Origin of the sequence: Blautia acetica (assembly GCF_038739805.1) — a bacterium.
Taxonomy (GTDB): domain Bacteria; phylum Bacillota; class Clostridia; order Lachnospirales; family Lachnospiraceae; genus Blautia.
Window position 1 is genome coordinate 26,298 of the sequence record NZ_JBBEWO010000002.1, and the last position, 19,073, is coordinate 45,370.

A 19,073-nucleotide genomic window follows, 5' to 3' on the forward strand; every position below is an offset into this window, starting at 1 on the left:
TTTTGTAGTATAACCTGAAATAGGATGTTTCAAGTGTATTTCATTAGTTTATCAAAATTGTGTATAACTTGCAACACAATGCAGGAACAGAAATCCATAGAATCGTAAGAAAAATGTAAAATAATGCGTAAATTTTAAGAAAAAAACCGGGGACATCCCGGCTATTTTTTGATATACTAGGGGTATAAACGGACGAAATTAACGATATGCAATAAAAAATCTGAAAAAGAAAAGAGGTAGCATATGAAGAAAAAACAGAAAATCATAGCAGGTGTCTGTGCAGCAGTATGCATCGGAGGGCTGGCAGCAGGAATTTTTTTCAGCCACAATAAGAAAGAAAAAGACGGGAAAGAACTGGCTTATGTCATGAGCGTTTCCTCTATGAATGAAATGGCGGGAATCCAGCGGATGTCCGGCGTGGTAGAATCCCAGAAAACCCAGGATATTCAAAAAGATTCGGAAAGAGAAGTAAAAGAAGTCCTGGTAAAGGCAGGAGATGAGGTGGATGTAGGAACCGCATTGTTTACATATGATACAGAAAAACTGGAAGCTGATTTGCAGCAGGCCCAGTTGGATTTGGAAAGAGCAGATAATGATATGGCAAATCTGAAAGCCCAGATTGCCCAACTGCAAAAAGATAAAGAAAATGCGTCAGAGGATGAACAGCTTTCTTATACGACCCAGATACAATCCGGGGAAATGGACTTGAAAAAAAGCGAATATGAGAGAAAAGCAAAAGAGGTAGAAATCAACCGCCTCCAGAGCCAGATACAGAATTCTACCGTGAAAAGTGATATGAAAGGCGTTGTAAAATCTGTAAACAATGAAAATAGTTCCAACAGCAACATGTACAGCGATTCCAGCCAGGCTTTTATGACAATTCTGGCTACGGGACAATACCGTATCAAAGGAAAGGTCAATGAGCAGAATGTTTCTCAGGTTGTAGAGGGACAGCCGGCCATTATCCGTTCCCGTGTGGATGAAAATATGACCTGGAGAGGGACATACACAGCGGTGGATACGAAAAATCCCAATAACAGCAGCAATAACATGATGTATGGAATGTCTTCAGAGGAAGCCTCCCAGAATACCTCAACTTCCTATCCCTTCTATGTAGAACTGGAATCTTCGGAAGGACTGCTTTTGGGACAGCATGTGTATATTGAGCAGGACAACGGACTGGAAGAAAGGGAAAAAGGCATTTGGCTGGATGAAGCTTTTATTGCGGATATAGATAAGAAGCCTTATGTATGGGCAGAGACCGGGAAAGGCACACTGGAGAAAAGAACCGTGGTGCTTGGAACCTATGATGAGAATATGATGCAGTATAAGATTGAAAAAGGTCTGAAAAGTTCAGATTATGTGGCTTATCCCCAGGAATTTTTAAAAGAAGGTATGAAAACCACCCATGAGATAGAAAACAGCACCATGGGCGGCGATACGGGCGGAGAAGTTCTGCCGGAGGGAGAATCCGTTCCGGAGGGAGAAGTATTGCCGGAAGGCGAAATGGTTCCGGAAGGCGAAACAGTACCGGAGGGTGAAGAACAGCCGGCAGAAACTTCAGAGGAAGGAAACGATGTAGCATTAGGTGGCTTACAAAAGGAATCAAATTTCCTTCCGGGAATCTGAAAGAAAGGGGAAAGCTATGGATAAAAAGAAAATAAAAATAGCGGTCATCAGTACGGCAGGTATTTTGTTAGCCGGGACAGGTATCTGGTTTGGAGTGACAAAGCTGCAGAAAGCAACGGTCAGTGTGTATTCTATGAATGAGCTTTCTCAGTCTGTATTCGGAGATATGCCCAGTCTGGAAGGCTCTGTTTCCTCCAACGTATCCCAGCAGGTGCATCTTGCAGACAAACAGATTGTATCCCAGGTTTTTGTGAAAGAAGGGCAGGAAGTAAAAGAAGGCGACCCTCTTTTATCTTATGATATGACGCTGGTAAATCTGGACTTGGAAATGGAAAAGTTAAATAAACAGCAGTTGGAAATTAAGAAAAAGGGTCTGGAGCAGGAACTGCAGAAGTTAAAAGAAGATAAAAGCCAGATGGCATCCACAAAGAAAAGTTATGAATTGCAGCCTCTGAACCAGACTTCAGAGCAGCCTTCCAACCCGGAAAATTCGGAAGGGGAAGATACCGGGGCAGGAAATGGAACAGATAACGGCACGGCCACACCCCCGGGAGAGAATCCGCCTGGGGAGCAGGGAGAAGAGGGAAGCGGAGAAACCGTCACACCTCCAAATGGGGAAGAGACTCCGGATAACGGAGCGAACCAGGAAACGCCGGATACAGAAAAACCTTCCGGTGCTTACCAGCGGCTTTATCGTGATGTGACACTTCCCAGCACCGAATTTCCCGATGACGATGCCATTATAGAAAATGCCATTCCCTATAAAAGAATGGGAGAAAACAGCGCTTATGACGTTTATCTGTGTAAACAGAATGTGCTGATTCAGGGAGCTTTTCTCAATCAGCTTGCAGGCTTTGATGAATCCGGAGAACGGGTGAGAGACCCGTATTCCTGTATTTTAGAAGTGCGCAGTGAGGATTGTACAGATGGTGTGCTGCTGGCTTCTATGACACTGGATGGAAGCGTTTTGGAAAACAGTGTAGAGCCGTCTGCCTGGTTTGCTACCAGCCTTGGGAAGAATCAGTGGGAAGAATTGCTTCCGCAGGAGCCCCAGGATGATACCTGGGAAGAACTGCCTGATGGTATGGGAAATATGATGCCGGAAGAAGACATTATCGGCGGTTATTCCAAAGAAGAACTGGAAAAAGCCATTGGAGAAAAAGAAAGAGAAATTTCCACAGCAGCGCTGGATATTAAAGAAGCCCAACTGAAAATTCAGAAGGTGGAACAGCAGCTTCAGGAAGAAACCGTGAAAAGTACGGTAAACGGTGTGGTAAAAACAGTAGGAGACCCTGCAAAGGGGGAAATTGACGGAGAACCCTTTATGGTAGTAGAAAGCAGCGGCGGCGTTTACATACAGGGTGTGGTGGCCGAAAATGTACTGGATAAGGTAAAAGCGGGGCAGATACTGACCGGAATGGGATATGAATCCATGATGGGATTTGAGGCAGAAGTGAAAGAAGTTTCTCCTTATCCCCAGGATAATTATTCTATGGGCGGCGACAGGGAAATGTCTTATTATCCATTTACAGCGTTTATCAAGGACAGCACAGGGTTAAAGGATAACGAAATGGTAAGCCTGGATGTTCCTCAGGAAGACAACAGTATTCAGGGGATTTTTATCAGTAAACAGTTTATCCGAAACAAAGACGGAAAAGACTTTGTATACAAAGAAGGGAAAAACGGAAAACTGGAAAAGCAGACAGTGAAAACCGGCCAGATTTTCTATGGAGAATTGGTGGAAATCAAAGAAGGCATTACCGAAGAAGACTATCTGGCATTTCCCTATGGGAAAAAGGTAAAAGACGGGGCAAAAGTAAAGAGAAGTGAAATTTCAGAGCTTTATAATATGTATTAAGAAAGGAAAGCAGATACATGATTGAAAATATAAGATTGTCGTTCCAGGGAATCTGGGCACATAAAATGCGTTCCTTTTTGACCATGCTGGGTATTATTATCGGCATTGCCTCTTTGATATCCATTGTGTCTACCATCAAAGGAACCAATGAGCAGATTAAGAAAAATCTTATCGGTGAAGGGGATAATGTGGTTGATATTTATCTGAGTGATAACGGAAGTGAATATCAGATTGAATATCAGGGAATCCCGGAAGGCGTGCCTGTGATTTCGCAGGAACAAAAGGAAAAAATTCTGGATTTAAAAGAAGTGGAAAATGCAACGCTTTATCAGTCAAGGCAGTATGCCAGCGGGATTTATTATAAGGATAAAAGCATCAATGGCGGAAATGTACTGGGCATTGACAAAGACTATCTGGATACCTGTGGGTATCAGGTGATTCGCGGACGGGGATTTTCAGATAAGGATTATGAAAAATACAGCAAAGTGATTCTCATGGATGAAACCGCAGCAGGCAGTCTCTTTGAAAAGGGAGAAGAAGTAGGGAAAACCGTGGAAATTCAGGGAGAACCCTTTACGGTAACAGGCATTATTAAGAAAGTGGAAGAATTTGAGCCTGTGATTAACAGTATAGAAGAATATAATACCTATTACAGCAGCAGCGGCGGCGTGGTTCTTATGCCGTCTGCAGCCTGGCCGGTGGTATATCAGTATGATGAGCCGCAGATAGTTTCCGTTAAAGCGCCTTCTCCGGAAGAGATGAGCGCAGCCGGAAAGAAAACAGCTAAAATTTTAAATGAATCGATTACCTCGTCCACAGGTACCATAAAGTACGAAGCAAAGGATATGATGGAAAAGGCCAAAGGCCTGCAGCAGATTAGCGAGAGCACCAATCGTCAGCTTTTGTGGATTGCCAGCATTTCCCTTCTGGTAGGAGGAATCGGCGTTATGAATATTATGTTGGTGTCTGTGACGGAGCGGACGGGTGAAATCGGTTTGAAAAAGGCTATTGGAGCCAATAAATGCAGAATTTTGGGGCAGTTTCTTACAGAAGCCTCGGTGCTGACCAGTATCGGTGGAATTTTAGGCGTGTTTGCGGGAATTATTCTGGCGGCAGGAATTGCTAAAATGTCCGGAACTCCCATGGTTATCAGTATTCCGGCAGCCGTAGGTGCCGTGGTGTTCTCCACGGTTATCGGAATCGTATTCGGACTGCTTCCCTCCATTAAAGCGGCGAATTTAAGTCCTATTGAAGCCCTGCGGAGAATGTAAAAAAGGATTGTATTTAAACAGGCTCTATGGTATCATTAGAACTAGCGACTTAAAATAGAAAAGGAGCTCAAAACCATGGAGAAAACAAGAGTCAAAATTGTAACGGACAGCAACAGCGGCATTACCCAGAAACAGGCAGAGGAACTGGGAATTACCGTGCTTGCCATGCCATTTTATATTGATGAACAATTATATTTTGAAGATATCACACTTACCCAGGAGGAATTTTACAGACATCTGGAGAAGGATGCGGCTATTTCTACCTCTCAGCCTTCTCCTGCAGATGTTATGGAAACATGGGAAAAACTGCTGAAAGACTGTGAAGAAATCGTGCATATTCCCATGTCCAGCGGGCTGAGCAATTCCTGTCAGACCGCTTTTGTTCTGGCAAAGGAATTTAACGGAAAAGTGCAGGTGGTGGATAATCAGCGCATTTCTGTAACCCAGAGACAGTCGGTTATGGACGCCATGGCTCTGGCAAAGGCCGGAAAATGTGCGGCAGAGATTAAGGAAGTTCTGGAAAGGGAAGCGGGAGAATCCAGTATTTATATTACCCTGGAAACGTTGAAATATTTGAAAAAAGGCGGCAGAATCACACCTGCGGCGGCAGCCCTTGGTACCGTGCTGAATTTAAAGCCGGTTCTGCAGATTCAGGGGGACAAGCTGGATGCGTTTTCAAAAGCCAGAGGAAAGAAGCAGGCGAAGCGTACCATGCTGCAGGCTATGAAGGCAGACCTGGAAGGCAGATTCCGCCAATATACGGAAAAAGGGCTGATGTGTCTGGAAGCGGCTTATGCGGGAAATCCCGAGGAAGCGCTGGAGTGGAAGGAAGAGCTGGAAAAGCAGTTCCCCGGTATGCCTGTGCATATGGACCCTCTGTCTTTAAGCGTAGCCTGCCATATTGGACAGGGCGCTCTTGCGGTAGCAGTTTCAAAAAAAGTGGAAGTGGAGTAAAAGTACATGAAGAGAATTGTTGAACATATAGAAGCAGTATTAAAAGAGGCATTTCTGGCAGCCGGATATGATGAAAAATTTGCAAAGGCAACGGTTTCCAATCGTCCGGACCTCTGTGAATACCAGTGCAACGGCGCCATGGCGGCAGCGAAAACATATAAAAAAGCCCCCATTATGATTGCAAACGATGTGGTGGAAAAACTGCAGAACAGTGAAATCTTTGAAACCATAGAGGCTGTCAATCCGGGATTTATCAATATCAAGATAAGCAAAAACTATCTGGCAGGGTATTTAAATGACATGCTGGAAGATAACAAACTGTCTGTAGAAGAGAGTAAAGAGCCCAAAACCATTGTCATCGACTACGGCGGACCAAACGTGGCAAAACCGCTTCATGTAGGACATCTGCGTTCCGCAATTATTGGTGAAAGTATTAAGAGAATGGGACGTTTTCTGGGACATAAAGTGATTGGTGATGTACATCTGGGAGACTGGGGTCTGCAGATGGGGCTGATTATTACAGAACTGTCCAAAAGACAGCCGGATTTGGTGTACTTTGATGAAAGCTATGAAGGAGAATATCCTAAAGAACCACCATTTACCGTAAGCGAACTGGAGGAAATCTATCCAACAGCCAGCGGCAAATCCAAAGAAGATGAAGCTTATAAAAGTGAAGCCTTAGAAGCGACTCTGCAGCTGCAGCAGGGCAGAAGAGGGTATCGTGCCCTGTGGAAACACATTATGGAAGTGTCTGTGGCAGATTTGAAGAAGAACTATGCCAAATTAAAAGTAGATTTTGACCTCTGGAAAGGTGAGGCTGACGCAGACGCCTACATTCCGGATATGGTAAAATACCTGAAGGACAACGGATATGCGTATATGGACCAGGGCGCCCTGGTGGTAGATGTGAAAGAGGAGTCTGACACAAAAGAAATCCCGCCGTGTATGATTTTAAAATCGGACGGTGCGTCTCTGTACAATACTACCGATTTGGCAACGATTGTGCAGCGTATGGAAGATTTTCATCCGGATGAAATCATTTATGTGGTGGATAAACGTCAGGAACTGCATTTTGTACAGGTGTTCCGCTGTGCAAAGAAAGCGAACATGGTGGATGAAGATACAAAGCTTTCCTTTGTGGGATTTGGCACCATGAATGGAAAAGACGGAAAGCCTTTCAAGACAAGAGAAGGCGGTGTTATGCGTCTGGAACGTCTCATTGCGGAAATCAATGAAGAAATGTACAAAAAAATTGTGGAAAACCGCAGTGTAAAAGATGAAAATGCAGAGCATACGGCGCAGCTGGTTGGCTTATCTGCCATTAAATATGGAGACTTGTCTAACCAGGCTTCCAAGGATTATATATTTGATATTGACCGTTTCACTTCTTTTGAAGGAAATACGGGTCCGTATATTTTGTATACTATTGTGCGTATCAAGTCTATCTTAAACCGTTACGCAGAAGAAGGCAAAAATCCGAAACAGGGAAGCATTCAGGGCGCAGTCAGCGACAGTGAAAAGACATTGATGCTGGAACTTTCCAGATTCAATTCCATTATTGAACCTGCTTTTGAAGAAAAAGCGCCTCATAGAATCTGCTCCTATATTTATGATTTGGCAAATGCTTTTAACAGCTTTTATCACAACACCAGAATTCTGGCAGAGGAAGACCAAAGCAAACAGACTTCCTGGATTCGTCTGCTGGCCTTGACAGAGAAGGTTCTGGAAACCTGTATTGATTTGCTGGGATTTGACGCCCCGGAGAGAATGTAAGGAGAAAAGGAGACAAGTATGAAAGATACAAATTGCGCGTACTGTATGGAGGGAACACTAGTAGATGCCTTCGGAATTAAAATATGTGAACTGGAGACTTCTAAAGTATATTTGTTTAAAGAACAGAGCCATCCGGGAAGAGTGATTGTAGCCCACAAGAAACATGTGAGCGAAATTACAGAACTGACAGCACAAGAGAGAGCAGCTTATATGGAAGATATTAACAAAGTAGCCCAGGCGGTACATCAGCTGTTCCATCCGGATAAAGTGAATTACGGAGCGTACGGAGATACAGGGCATCATCTGCACTTTCATCTGGTACCGAAATATAAAGACCAGTATGAATGGGGCGGAACCTTTGCCATGAATCCTGCTGAAAAAACTCTGACAGAAACAGAGTATGCGGATATGGTGGAAAAATATAGAGAAGTGCTTATGAAATAATCTCAGGTTATGAAAAAAGAACAAGGAATCCAAGACAGCAGAAGAAAAGAAGCTGTCTATGGATTCCTTTTTTGAACAGACTTTTTACACAAACAGAAAAAGACTGCCGCAGCAGCCTTTTTCTAAGAACTTTAAATCATTCAGAAATTATTCCTGAGGACCAGCAGCAACTAATGCTTTACCAGCTTCGTTTCCTTCGTATTTAGCGAAGTTCTTAACGAATCTCTGAGCCAGGTCTTTTGCTCTTGTTTCCCATTCGGAAGCGTCAGCATAAGTATCGCGTGGGTCAAGGATGTTAGAATCTACACCAGGAAGTTCTGTAGGTACTTCAAAGTTGAAGTGAGGAATCTTCTTAGTAGGAGCGTTTAAGATATCTCCGTTTAAGATAGCATCGATGATACCACGAGTATCTTTGATGGAGATACGTTTTCCTGTTCCGTTCCATCCTGTATTTACCAGGTATGCTTTTGCGCCGCTCTGTTCCATTTTCTTAACAAGCTCTTCTGCATATTTTGTTGGGTGCAGTTCCAGGAAAGCCTGGCCGAAGCAAGCTGAGAAAGTTGGTGTAGGCTCTGTGATTCCACGTTCTGTACCAGCCAGTTTTGCTGTAAATCCAGACAGGAAGTAGTACTGAGTCTGTTCCGGTGTCAGGATAGATACTGGAGGCAGTACGCCAAATGCATCTGCAGACAGGAAGATAACTTCTTTTGCTGCCGGTGCGGAAGAAACAGGGCGAACAATGTTTTCAATATGGTTAATCGGATAAGATACACGAGTATTTTCTGTTACGCTCTTATCTGTGAAGTCAATTTTTCCTTCGGAATCCAGAGTAACGTTTTCAAGAAGAGCGTTACGTTTGATTGCGTTGTAGATATCTGGTTCGGATTCTTTATCCAGATCGATAACTTTTGCGTAGCAGCCGCCTTCAAAGTTGAATACGCCGTTGTCATCCCAGCCATGTTCGTCATCACCGATAAGAAGACGTTTCGGGTCTGTGGACAGAGTTGTTTTACCTGTTCCGGAAAGACCGAAGAAGATAGCTGTGTTTTCACCGTTTAAGTCTGTGTTTGCAGAGCAGTGCATGGAAGCGATACCCTTTAACGGCAGGTAGTAGTTCATCATAGAGAACATACCTTTTTTCATTTCTCCGCCGTACCATGTATTTACGATAACCTGCTCACGGCTTGTAATGTTAAACATAACAGCTGTTTCGGAGTTTAATCCTAATTCTTTGTAGTTTTCTACTTTTGCTTTGGAAGCGTTGTATACGATGAAATCAGGCTCAAAGTTTTCCAGTTCTTCTGCTGTAGGCTGGATAAACATATTTGTAACAAAGTGAGCCTGCCAAGCAACTTCTACGATGAAACGGATAGCCATACGGGTATCTTTGTTTGCGCCGCAGAAAGCGTCTACAACGTACAGTTTTTTATTGGAAAGTTCTTTGATAGCCAGGTCTTTTACAGTAGCCCATGCTTCCTGTGAAGCCGGATGGTTATCATTTTTGTATTCGTCAGAAGTCCACCATACAGTATCTTTGGAGTTCTCATCCATAACAATATATTTGTCTTTAGGAGAACGTCCGGTGTATACACCTGTCATTACGTTCACTGCGCCAAGTTCACTTTCCTGACCTTTTTCAAAACCTTCCAGTTCCGGTTTTGTTTCTTCAGCGAATAATAATTCATAAGAAGGATTGTGAACGATTTCAGTCGTTCCTGTGATGCCGTACTTGCTTAAATTCAATTCTGCCATCTTACATGTACCTCTCTTTTCTTTCATAATAATCACCGGAATTCAGCCTGAAAAACAGGCTTCCGTGATATTCCTTTTCAGAGAAACCAGTAACCTGGTTCTCTTTTCTATTATACATATTTACCTCAATAAATCAATAAAAAAAATATAGATTTTATAAAAATTGTTTAAATTTTAACGACTTTTACCCTTTAACCGGGAAAAACATAAATGCTATGATGTAATATAGAAAAAACAGGATGAAAAAGGGGATGGAGATTCTTACACGGGAAGAAGTGGAATCCATAATTTCCAACATTTCCCATCAGGTTGATAAGCTGGAGTTTTTTATGCAGAGCATGATTCTGTGATGTTGTTCCCCTTTGGCGGCTTCACTTTAGGGAAACGGTATTTGGGTGAAAGGTTGTCTTCGTCATCCTGCCAGATGCGGGAAAAGAAATCATATGTAAATTACTAATGGGGAGCCGGATACAGCAAGGCTGATGCTGGCAAACAGTGAGTTTTTGATCCTTTTGAATCAGGCAACCACAGACCGGGATGAACTGGCTTTCCGAAGAATGCGCAGTTGTATCGATTAATGACAACCCGGTGAATTCCCAGTCCATCTTGGGATATGGACTGGTAGCTTATTAAAATAGGAAAAAATCAAAAATGGATTGCGTTGTAGGAGCCGAGGAACAATGTTATAATAGGAAAGGCGGGCAGGACATATGTCCTGCCTGATATCCTGAGATATAAATACTAACCAGGATGCTCATGAGATGATTTATTACTCGATTGAAATAAACTATAATCAATCGTCTTCGCCGCAAATTTTTGACGATTTGTCAAGCGTTTTTTTAAAAAAGTGGGAGATTTTTTGAAACAGGGGTCTGGAAGCTATGTGAAATCAGGGCTGAAGATTCCGAGAAGATATAAAACTGTTTGGGAGGACAGGAATATGTGGATATTTTATGCAATAGGTTCTTCCTTTTTTGCCGGAGTGACAGCCGTTCTTGCCAAATGCGGAATCCGAAAGACGGATACCGATGTGGCAACGGCCATTCGTACCATAGTGGTACTGCTGTTTTCCTGGCTTATGGTTTTTCTTACAGGGGCAGAAACAGGAATGGTACAAATCAGCAGCAGAACATTTTTATTTCTGATTCTGTCCGGTCTGGCCACGGGGGCCTCCTGGCTGTGCTATTTTCATGCACTGCAAAAAGGGGATATAAACAGGGTGGTTCCCATTGACAAATCCAGCACGGTGCTGACCATTGTGCTGGCTCTGCTATTTCTGGGAGAAGGAATGAGCTGGAAGAAAGCGCTGTCCGTAATTTTGATTGGCGCAGGAACGCTGCTGATGATTGCGCCAAAGGCAGCAGAAGGGCAGGAAAATCATACAAAGGGCAGAGAGTGGCTGGCATATGCTGTTCTGTCCGCAGTATTTGCCAGTTTGACAGCCATTCTTGGGAAAATTGGAATTCAGCATGTAGATTCCAATCTGGGCACAGCCATCCGAACCACAGTAGTGCTGTTTATGGCGTGGATTAAGGTGTTTGCTGCCGGAAAACAGAGGGAGGTTAAGCAGATAGAGAAAGGGGAGTTTGGATTTCTGATGCTGTCCGGTCTGGCTACAGGAGTTTCCTGGCTGTGCTATTATCGGGCTTTGCAGGAAGGGCCTGCCAGTGTAGTGGTGCCCATTGATAAACTGAGTATTCTGGTTACTATTTTGTTTTCCGCAGTGGTATTTGGGGAAAAATTGTCAAAGAAAGCGGCGTTTGGTCTGGGCTGCATGGTTTTTGGAACGGTTTGGCTGGCTTTTCAGTGAGAAAACAGGAATTTCACCTGTTTTCTCTTTTGAGATATGGTACTTCGGGAATGTTGTGCGAGATGGTCTGGAGCAGGCAGGGGTATGGCTGTCAAAGTCTGAACTTTATCAGGGTTTTCACAGACATTTTGGAGAGACACCGTCTGCTTTCCAAAGCACCAATGCAGGTGTTTTCACAAAGTAGATTTCTTCTCCGTTTTCCAGGGTATTCCACCCCTCCTTAAGTATCTCCGGATTGTATAGCTTTGCCGCTTCTTCATAATCCATCCAGTCGTAACCAACGCGGTTGATGTCTTCTTTGCTGAGATTTTCCGGTCTGGTACAGTAAGTGATACGGAATCTGCCGTCGGATGAACCTTGGATTAAGTGGGCAGCCGCCATAATACGGTTTTCAAAGACACCTTTTCGGAACAGTTCTAATACATAGTCCCGTCCTTTATATCCATATGTTCTGGTCATTTGGTCCATTTCCTCGTTTTCACCAAAGGACTTGACCCCGGGTGTGAGAATTATCAAATCTCCACCGTCTGCTACAGCCATGCGGGTGCGGCTATTTTGATTTTTGTGTCCATTTTATCCTTGTTCCAGGGGGTCCTTACGGGATTGATGATGTAAACCGTTTCTTTCCTGTTTTTGCAGAGTAAAAGTAGACTTTTCATTTGCAGACTGCTATAATAAGAACTCGCATAGGTATACAGTTATAGGAAATTGAGGAAAAATATATGTTAGAGTCAGTGAAAAATAATAACAAACTGTTGCCGGAGCAGGTATCTGAGCAGATTGCTAATCTGATTACCGACAGAGCTCTGCACGCTGGTGATAAACTGCCAAATGAATTTGAAATGGCAGAACAGCTTGGTGTGGGAAGAGGCACTATCCGGGAAGCGGTAAAAATTCTGGTATCCAGAAATGTAGTAGAGATAAAAAGAGGAAGAGGTACTTTCGTGTGCCATCATCCGGGTGTGGTCGATGATCCTTTTGGTTTTGCTTTTGTAAAAGACAAAAAGAAGCTGGCTATGGATTTATGCGAAATCCGTATGATTATTGAGCCTGAGATTGCTGCGCTGGCGGCAGAGAGAGCCACAGAAGAAGAAGTAGAGGAACTACAGAAAACAGCGGATGAGGTGGCAGTGCTTTGCAGACAGAGAAAGCAGCACATGGAAAAGGATATTGAGTTCCATGAAAAAGTAGCAAAATACAGCAAAAATTCTGTAACGCCAAAGCTGATTCCGGTGATTCAGGCAGGTGTGTCTGTGTTTATTCATGTTACAGACCTGTCGCTGGCCCTGGACACTATCCGAACCCACCAGATGATTGTGGATGCCATTCGTGCTCATGATTCTCAAAAAGCCAGAGAAGCCATGATTGAACATTTACGGAATAACAAAGAGAAGATTGAGGAAATGAAGGAGCTGTCGCAGTAATGCGGCGGCTTTTTCTATTAGAGGAAATGCCGGGAATTGTTTTGGATTATGGAATTTTCCTGTGAAAAAAGTAAGATTTCGGGAAGGCATTCTCTTGACGCAAGGAGAAAATAGTGCTAAAATACAAATAGATATGACGTATGATGTCTTAAAACAAAAGAGAGAAACCTTATAAAAAACTTCCAAATACTTATGGAAAAGGAGAATGATTATGGAATTAAGAAGTCAGGAATTAAGAAAAATTGCACCGGAATTAGACCCTCTTCGTCTGGGAACAGGCTGGAAGGTAGAAGATTTGTCAAAACCTCAGATTATGATTGAAAGTACCTTCGGAGACAGCCATCCGGGCAGCGGACATCTTCTGGAACTGGTGGAAGAGGCCAGAGAAGGAATCGCAGAGGCAGGCGGCCATGGGGCCAGATACTTTACAACAGATATCTGTGACGGAGAAGCTCAGGGACATGATGGTATTAATTACTCTCTGGCTTCCAGAGATATGATTGCCAATATGATTGAGATTCATGCCAATGCGACGCCTTTTGACGGTGCTGTGTTTGTGGCAAGCTGTGATAAGGGTATGCCGGCACACTTAATGGGTGTGGGAAGAGTGAATATTCCCTCTATTGTAGTGACAGGCGGCGTTATGGATGCGGGTCCGGACCTGCTGACACTGGAACAGATTGGAAAATACAGCGCAATGTGTGAACGTGGAGAAATCACAGAAGAGAAGCTGACTTACTATAAGCAGCACGCCTGCCCATCCTGCGGCGCCTGCTCCTTTATGGGAACAGCCTCTACCATGCAGATTATGGCAGAAGCCCTGGGATTAATGCTGCCGGGCAGCGCCCTGATGCCTGCTACCAGCCCGGATTTAAGAAAAGTGGCAAAAGAAGCCGGAAAACAGGCAGTATGGCTGGCAGAGCACAATCTGACACCGGATAAAATTGTTACGATGAAATCTTTTGAAAATGCAATTATGGTGCACGCAGCCATTTCCGGTTCCACCAACTCTCTTCTTCATCTGCCGGCCATTGCCAGGGAATTTGGTATTGAAATTGACGGAGATACCTTTGACAGACTCCACAGAGGAGCTCATTACCTTCTGAATATCCGTCCGGCAGGAGAGTGGCCTGCACAGTATTTCTACTATGCAGGCGGTGTGCCGACAATTATGGAAGAAATTAAAGATATGCTGCATCTGGATGTGATGACCGTTACCGGAAAAACACTGGGGGAAAATCTGGAAGATTTAAAGAAGAATGGATTCTATGACAAATGCGATGCCTATCTGGCAAAAGTGGGATTAAAGAGAGAAGACGTCATTCGTCCCTTTGATAAGCCTTTCGGTACAGACGGAAGCATTGCCGTTCTTTACGGAAACCTGTGTCCTGACGGAGCAGTGGTGAAACACACAGTTGTTCCAAAAGAAATGTTTGAGGCGACCTTAAAGGCCCGCCCCTTTGATTGCGAAGAAGACGCTATTCATGCGGTACTGACTCATGAAATTAAACCGGGGGACGCTGTGATTATCCGCTATGAGGGACCGAAAGGAAGCGGAATGCCGGAAATGTTCTATACCACAGAAGCGATTGCTTCTGACGGAGAATTGGGAGCTTCTATTGCACTTTTGACAGACGGAAGATTTTCCGGCGCATCCAAGGGCCCGGCTATTGGACATATTTCTCCGGAAGCAGCCCAGGGCGGCCCGATTGCTCTGGTAGAAGAGGGCGATTTGATTGAGGTGAATATTCCAAACCGTGTACTCCGTATTGTGGGAATTGCAGGAGAAAAGAAGACAGAAGAAGAAATCCAGGAAATTTTAAAAGAACGTAAGAAAAACTGGACACCGAAGCCATTAAAATATGACAAAGGTGTATTGAAAATATTCTCAGAACATGCAGTTTCTCCTATGAAAGGCGGGTACATGAAATAATGAATCTGTTCGATATTACAGGGAAAAAAGCCATTGTCACAGGAGGAACCAGAGGGCTTGGCTATGGTATGGCAGAGGGCTTTCTGGAAGCCGGCTGTGAGGTGGCTATTGTAGGAACTTCAGATAAAGTGTATGAGGTGGCAGAAGACTTCCAAAAAAGAGGTTTTTCCTGCTACGGCGTAAAAGGAAACCTGGGAGAGCGGGAAGATGTTTATCGGGTATTCCGGGAATGTGTCGAAAAGCTGGGCGGTGATTTGGATATTTTGCTGACGGCTCACGGCATACAGAGAAGACACAGCGCAGAAGAGTTTCCCATGGAAGAGTGGGATGAGGTGATTGGTGTGAATCTGACTTCCGTTTTTATTCTGTGTCAGGAAGCAGGGAAACTTATGCTGAAAAAGGGATATGGCAAGATTATCACCATTGCTTCTATGAATTCGTTTTTTGGAGGGCAGACCATTCCGGCCTATGCAGCAGCAAAAGGCGGCGTGGCGCAGCTGACCAAAGAGCTGACCAATGACTGGCTGGCCAGAGGGGTGAATGTCAATGCCATTGCCCCTGGCTATATGGCAACCGAGATGAACAAAGCTCTGTTAGACCCTGAAAATCCCAGATTTGCTTCTATTTCAGAGAGAATCCCGGCACATCGCTGGGGAACCGGAGAGGATATGAAGGGGACAGCTATTTTCCTGGCCTCTCATGCCAGCGACTATGTAAGCGGCGCTGTGATTCCGGTGGATGGCGGATATCTGGTGAAGTAAGATACATGGATACCTGTATAAAGGAGCGGATAAGTATGAATAAAAAACAGAAAAGTGCACCCCAGCGGCTTTTATGGGCGCAGTTTGATGCCTTGCAGATGGGCTCCGGCTGGGACGAAGAGGATATTCAAAAACCTCAGATATTGTTGGAGGATGTCTTTGGAGACAGTCATCCCGGCAGTGTTCATCTGGCAGGGCTTATGGAACAGGCCAAATACGGAGTCTTTGAAAAAGGTGGATTTCCCGCTCAGTACCACACCACGGATATCTGTGACGGCTGTGCCCAGGGACATGACGGTATGAATTATATTCTGGCTTCCAGGGAAGCTATCTGTGATATGATAGAGGTGCATGGCAGTGTGTATCCCTGGGACGGAATGATTTTGTCTGCCTCCTGTGACAAGTCCATTCCTGCCCAGTTAAAGGCGGCTGCCCGTCTGGATATTCCTGCTATTTTTGTACCTGGCGGCAGTATGCGCCCCGGACCTGATATGACAACTTCCTTAGTGGCAGGGGATATTTCCCTGCGTCAAAAGAGAAAAGATGCCATTACGCCAGAGGAAATCCGGGATTATAAGAAAACAGGATGTCCTTCCTGTGGAGCCTGCACGTTTCTGGGAACAGCCAGTACTATGCAGTGTATGGCTGAGGCATTGGGACTGGCGCTTCCCGGTTCAGCGCTTATGCCGGCTACCATGCGGGATATTCTGGCCTGTGCCAGAAAAGCAGGACGCCAGATTATGAAATTAGTAGAAAAAGATATAAAAGTCAGTGATATTCTCACAAAAGAAGCACTGGAGAACGCCATTGTGGTACACAGCGCCATTGGGGGTTCTACCAATGCCACTCTGCACTTGCCTGCTATTGCAAGAGAATTGGGAATTTATCTGGAACCGGAGCTTTTCGATGAAATCAACCATAGGGTTCCTCATTTGGGAAATATTACTCCAAGTGGAGAGCATTTAACCGAAGCCTTCTGGTTTGCAGGAGGCATTCCTATGGTGGAACTGGAACTGAGAGATATGCTGCATTTGGATGTGATGACCGTAACCGGAAAAACGCTGGGAGAAAATCTGGAAGAGATTCAAAAGGAGGGCTTTTTTGAACGCAATATCGGTTATCTGCACAATTATGGTTTGCACAGAGGGCAAGTTATTTTCCCGGTGGAAAAAGCAGAAGAAAAAGGTTCTGTGGCTGTTTTACGGGGAAATCTGGCGCCAGACGGGGCAGTTATCAAATATTCTGCCTGCACGCAGGAAATGCGGGAACGCAAAGGACCGGCAAAAGTGTATAACAGCGAGGAGGAAGCTTATCAGGCCGTGGTAGAGGGCAGGGTAAATCCCGGAGATATGCTGGTTATCCGTTATGAAGGCCCAAGAGGAAGCGGAATGCCGGAAATGTTGATGACAACAGAGGCCATTGTCTGCGATGAACGGCTCAATGGTTCCGTGGCCTTGATTACAGACGGGCGTTTTTCCGGTGCTACCAGAGGAGCGGCTATTGGACATGTATCTCCGGAAGCAGCAGGAGGCCCGCTGGCTTTTATTGAAACGGGTGACATTTTGAAGTACAGTGTGGAAAAACGTTATCTGAACGTTGTGGGAATCCAGGGACAGGAATTACCCGAGGAAGAGATTCAGAAAGTTTTGAAGGAACGAAGCCAGGCAGGTATTATCCCCCGTCCTAAACGGAAAGGGCTGTTTGGACGTTATACCAGACATGCACTTTCCGCCATGGAGGGGGCAGGATACGAAGAGTAGGGAGGAACATTATGAAGGCAAAATGGATTACACCGGTAGTGACAGCCCTGGACCAAAAGGGGCATATAGATATCGAAGCAAATAAAAGGATTTATGATTTTCTCATAGACGGCGGTATGGACGGTATCTTGCTGTTTGGCAGTATCGGAGAGTTTTTTGCACTTTCCCTGGAAGAAAAGAAAATCATGATTCGGGAGGCTGTAAAACACATTCGTCATAGAGTCACACTTTATGTGGGAACCTGTCATATGGAATTTGAGACCTGTATGGAATTGTCTAATTATGCCATAGAGCAGGGAGCTGACGGCGTGATGGTGATTTCTCCCTACTATTTCAATCTGCCGGACAGTGCGATTCTGCATTTCTATGATACATTGGCAGAGCAGGTGAAGGGATCTGTACTTTTGTACAATTTTCCGGACCGTACAGGGCACGACCTTTCCCCGGAACTGATATACCGGCTGGTGTCTGAACATGAAAATATTGTGGGCATTAAAGATACGGTGGCCACTATGGGGCATACCAGAGCTATTATTCAGAAGGTGAAAAAAGAGTTTCCCAATTTTATGGTGTATTCTGGATTTGACGAGTTTTTCGGACACAACGTACTTTCCGGAGGAGACGGTTGTGTGGCTGGTCTGTCTAATTTTGCTCCGGAAGTAGCTTCCGCTTATGCCAATGCAGCCAGAAATGATGATTTGGAGAAAATGGCACAGTGTCAGCAGAAAATTGACAGCCTGATGGCTATTTATGATGTGGCACCGCAGTTTATTCCTACCATTAAAAAGGCCATGGCAGTGCGCGGTATTCAGATGGAACCGGTGTGCGCCCAGCCCCTTTTGCCGGCTACAGAGGAAGAGACCGGCAAAATCCGGGAAATTTTAAAACATGCAGGATTGAAGGAATAGAAAAACTCCCCGCAAGACGGAAATGCTGTCTTTGCGGGGAGTTGTGCTTTTAAGAATTTTCTTTTTCCGGGTGTTCCAGCTCATCAATAGCCAGGCGGAAACCGTTCTGTGCAGCTTTCATGCGCCAGAAATCCGCTTTTTCAACGTCTTTTTCTACCCCTTCACCATAGCGGTAGAGGACAGAAAGGTTATACTGGGCTGCCGGAATATTGCCGTTTGCGGCTTTTTCAAAAAGCTGAAAGGCTTTTGCTGGTTCATAGGGAATGGTTTCTCCTGAGAGAAACTGTGCGCCCATGCAGCACATAGCCCGGAAATCTCCCTGGGCGGCAGCTTTTTTATACCAGTCAAAGGCCTTGGAAATATCGGGTTTTGTGCCAATCCCCTCTTCGTAACAGCGTCCCATGTTGTACTGGGCATTCATGTTTCCGCTCTTTGCAGCCTGGTTCATGTAGAAAAGGGCTTTTTTGTCATCTTTTTCCACACCCCTGCCCTGGGCATAGAGAAGCGCCAGATGCATAGCGGCCTCTATATGGTCTTTTTTTGCTGCTTTTTCATACCACTGTGCTGCCTGAGCATAGTCCACAGAAGTACGAATACCGTTTTCATAATAATAGCCCACACCGTAAATAAAATCCCGCTGTCCGTTTTCTGCGAGGATTTTCAATTCTTCTACGGTGAGATTTAAATTTTTCATATCCATAGGTGTGTTCTCCATTTGTCTGTGTTTTGTAAAATAATATTCATTATACCACAAAGCAACGGCCAGGGGAACCTGTTACCGTCTCCGGAAGGACAA

The 19,073-nt window shown here is 44.6% G+C and carries 15 protein-coding genes; 12 read left to right on the plus strand and 3 right to left on the minus strand.

The annotated features are described in order from the left end of the window. Positions 1–243: 243 nt before the first annotated feature. From WBS51_RS01465 to WBS51_RS01490, 6 genes are all read left to right on the plus strand, one after another. Positions 244–1,629, plus strand: a complete 1,386-nt coding sequence (locus tag WBS51_RS01465) for an efflux RND transporter periplasmic adaptor subunit (RefSeq protein ID WP_173748753.1) — start codon at positions 244–246, stop codon at positions 1,627–1,629. Between the two features lie 16 nt (positions 1,630–1,645). Beyond that, the gene (locus tag WBS51_RS01470; protein WP_294460178.1) at positions 1,646–3,487 is read left to right on the plus strand and encodes a biotin/lipoyl-binding protein; all 1,842 of its coding nucleotides are present in this window, start codon (positions 1,646–1,648) and stop codon (positions 3,485–3,487) included. A gap of 17 nt (positions 3,488–3,504) precedes the next feature. Beyond that, positions 3,505–4,758: an ABC transporter permease gene (locus WBS51_RS01475; RefSeq protein ID WP_173748751.1), complete on the plus strand. Its 1,254-nt coding sequence runs from the start codon at positions 3,505–3,507 to the stop codon at positions 4,756–4,758. 75 nt (positions 4,759–4,833) lie between these two features. Continuing rightward, a complete protein-coding gene (locus WBS51_RS01480; protein ID WP_173748750.1) occupies positions 4,834–5,712 on the plus strand; it encodes a DegV family protein in 879 nt (292 codons plus the stop codon). Between the two features lie 6 nt (positions 5,713–5,718). Next, on the plus strand, positions 5,719–7,485 hold the full coding sequence (gene argS, locus WBS51_RS01485; protein WP_294460173.1) for an arginine--tRNA ligase: 1,767 nt from the start codon (positions 5,719–5,721) through the stop codon (positions 7,483–7,485). A gap of 18 nt (positions 7,486–7,503) precedes the next feature. Further along, positions 7,504–7,929, plus strand: coding sequence for an HIT family protein (locus WBS51_RS01490; RefSeq protein WP_173748748.1), 426 nt, complete (start codon positions 7,504–7,506; stop codon positions 7,927–7,929). A gap of 147 nt (positions 7,930–8,076) precedes the next feature. On the opposite strand, the gene pckA is transcribed toward WBS51_RS01490, so the two are convergent. After that, on the minus strand, positions 8,077–9,681 hold the full coding sequence (gene pckA / locus WBS51_RS01495) for a phosphoenolpyruvate carboxykinase (ATP) (protein ID WP_294460167.1): 1,605 nt from the start codon (positions 9,679–9,681) through the stop codon (positions 8,077–8,079). 940 nt (positions 9,682–10,621) lie between these two features. Here pckA and WBS51_RS01500 point away from each other — a divergent pair. Continuing rightward, positions 10,622–11,491, plus strand: a complete 870-nt coding sequence (locus WBS51_RS01500) for an EamA family transporter (RefSeq protein WP_294460164.1) — start codon at positions 10,622–10,624, stop codon at positions 11,489–11,491. 117 nt (positions 11,492–11,608) lie between these two features. On the opposite strand, the gene WBS51_RS01505 is transcribed toward WBS51_RS01500, so the two are convergent. Further along, a complete protein-coding gene (locus tag WBS51_RS01505) occupies positions 11,609–12,031 on the minus strand; it encodes a thioredoxin domain-containing protein (protein WP_302702689.1) in 423 nt (140 codons plus the stop codon). 194 nt (positions 12,032–12,225) lie between these two features. On the opposite strand from WBS51_RS01505, the gene WBS51_RS01510 reads away from it, so the two are divergent. From WBS51_RS01510 to WBS51_RS01530, 5 genes are all read left to right on the plus strand, one after another. Further along, positions 12,226–12,915, plus strand: coding sequence for a FadR/GntR family transcriptional regulator (locus WBS51_RS01510; RefSeq protein ID WP_302702690.1), 690 nt, complete (start codon positions 12,226–12,228; stop codon positions 12,913–12,915). 211 nt (positions 12,916–13,126) lie between these two features. Beyond that, positions 13,127–14,848 carry a dihydroxy-acid dehydratase gene (gene ilvD, locus WBS51_RS01515; protein WP_294460156.1) on the plus strand — a complete coding sequence of 574 codons (1,722 nt, stop codon included), beginning with the start codon at positions 13,127–13,129 and terminating at the stop codon, positions 14,846–14,848. After that, positions 14,848–15,609: an SDR family oxidoreductase gene (locus tag WBS51_RS01520; protein WP_291683300.1), complete on the plus strand. Its 762-nt coding sequence runs from the start codon at positions 14,848–14,850 to the stop codon at positions 15,607–15,609. Before ilvD (WBS51_RS01515) ends, WBS51_RS01520 begins: the two co-directional genes overlap by 1 nt. Positions 15,610–15,644: 35 nt before the next feature. Next, positions 15,645–17,369 carry a dihydroxy-acid dehydratase gene (ilvD, locus tag WBS51_RS01525; RefSeq protein ID WP_294460152.1) on the plus strand — a complete coding sequence of 575 codons (1,725 nt, stop codon included), beginning with the start codon at positions 15,645–15,647 and terminating at the stop codon, positions 17,367–17,369. An 11-nt stretch (positions 17,370–17,380) separates the two neighbouring features. Then, positions 17,381–18,277 carry a dihydrodipicolinate synthase family protein gene (locus WBS51_RS01530; protein ID WP_294460150.1) on the plus strand — a complete coding sequence of 299 codons (897 nt, stop codon included), beginning with the start codon at positions 17,381–17,383 and terminating at the stop codon, positions 18,275–18,277. 49 nt (positions 18,278–18,326) lie between these two features. Here the strand turns inward: WBS51_RS01530 and WBS51_RS01535 are convergent, their stop codons facing one another. After that, entirely contained in the window at positions 18,327–18,977 is a 651-nt protein-coding gene (locus WBS51_RS01535) for a tetratricopeptide repeat protein (RefSeq protein ID WP_173749967.1), read from the minus strand. Positions 18,978–19,073: the final 96 nt, after the last annotated feature.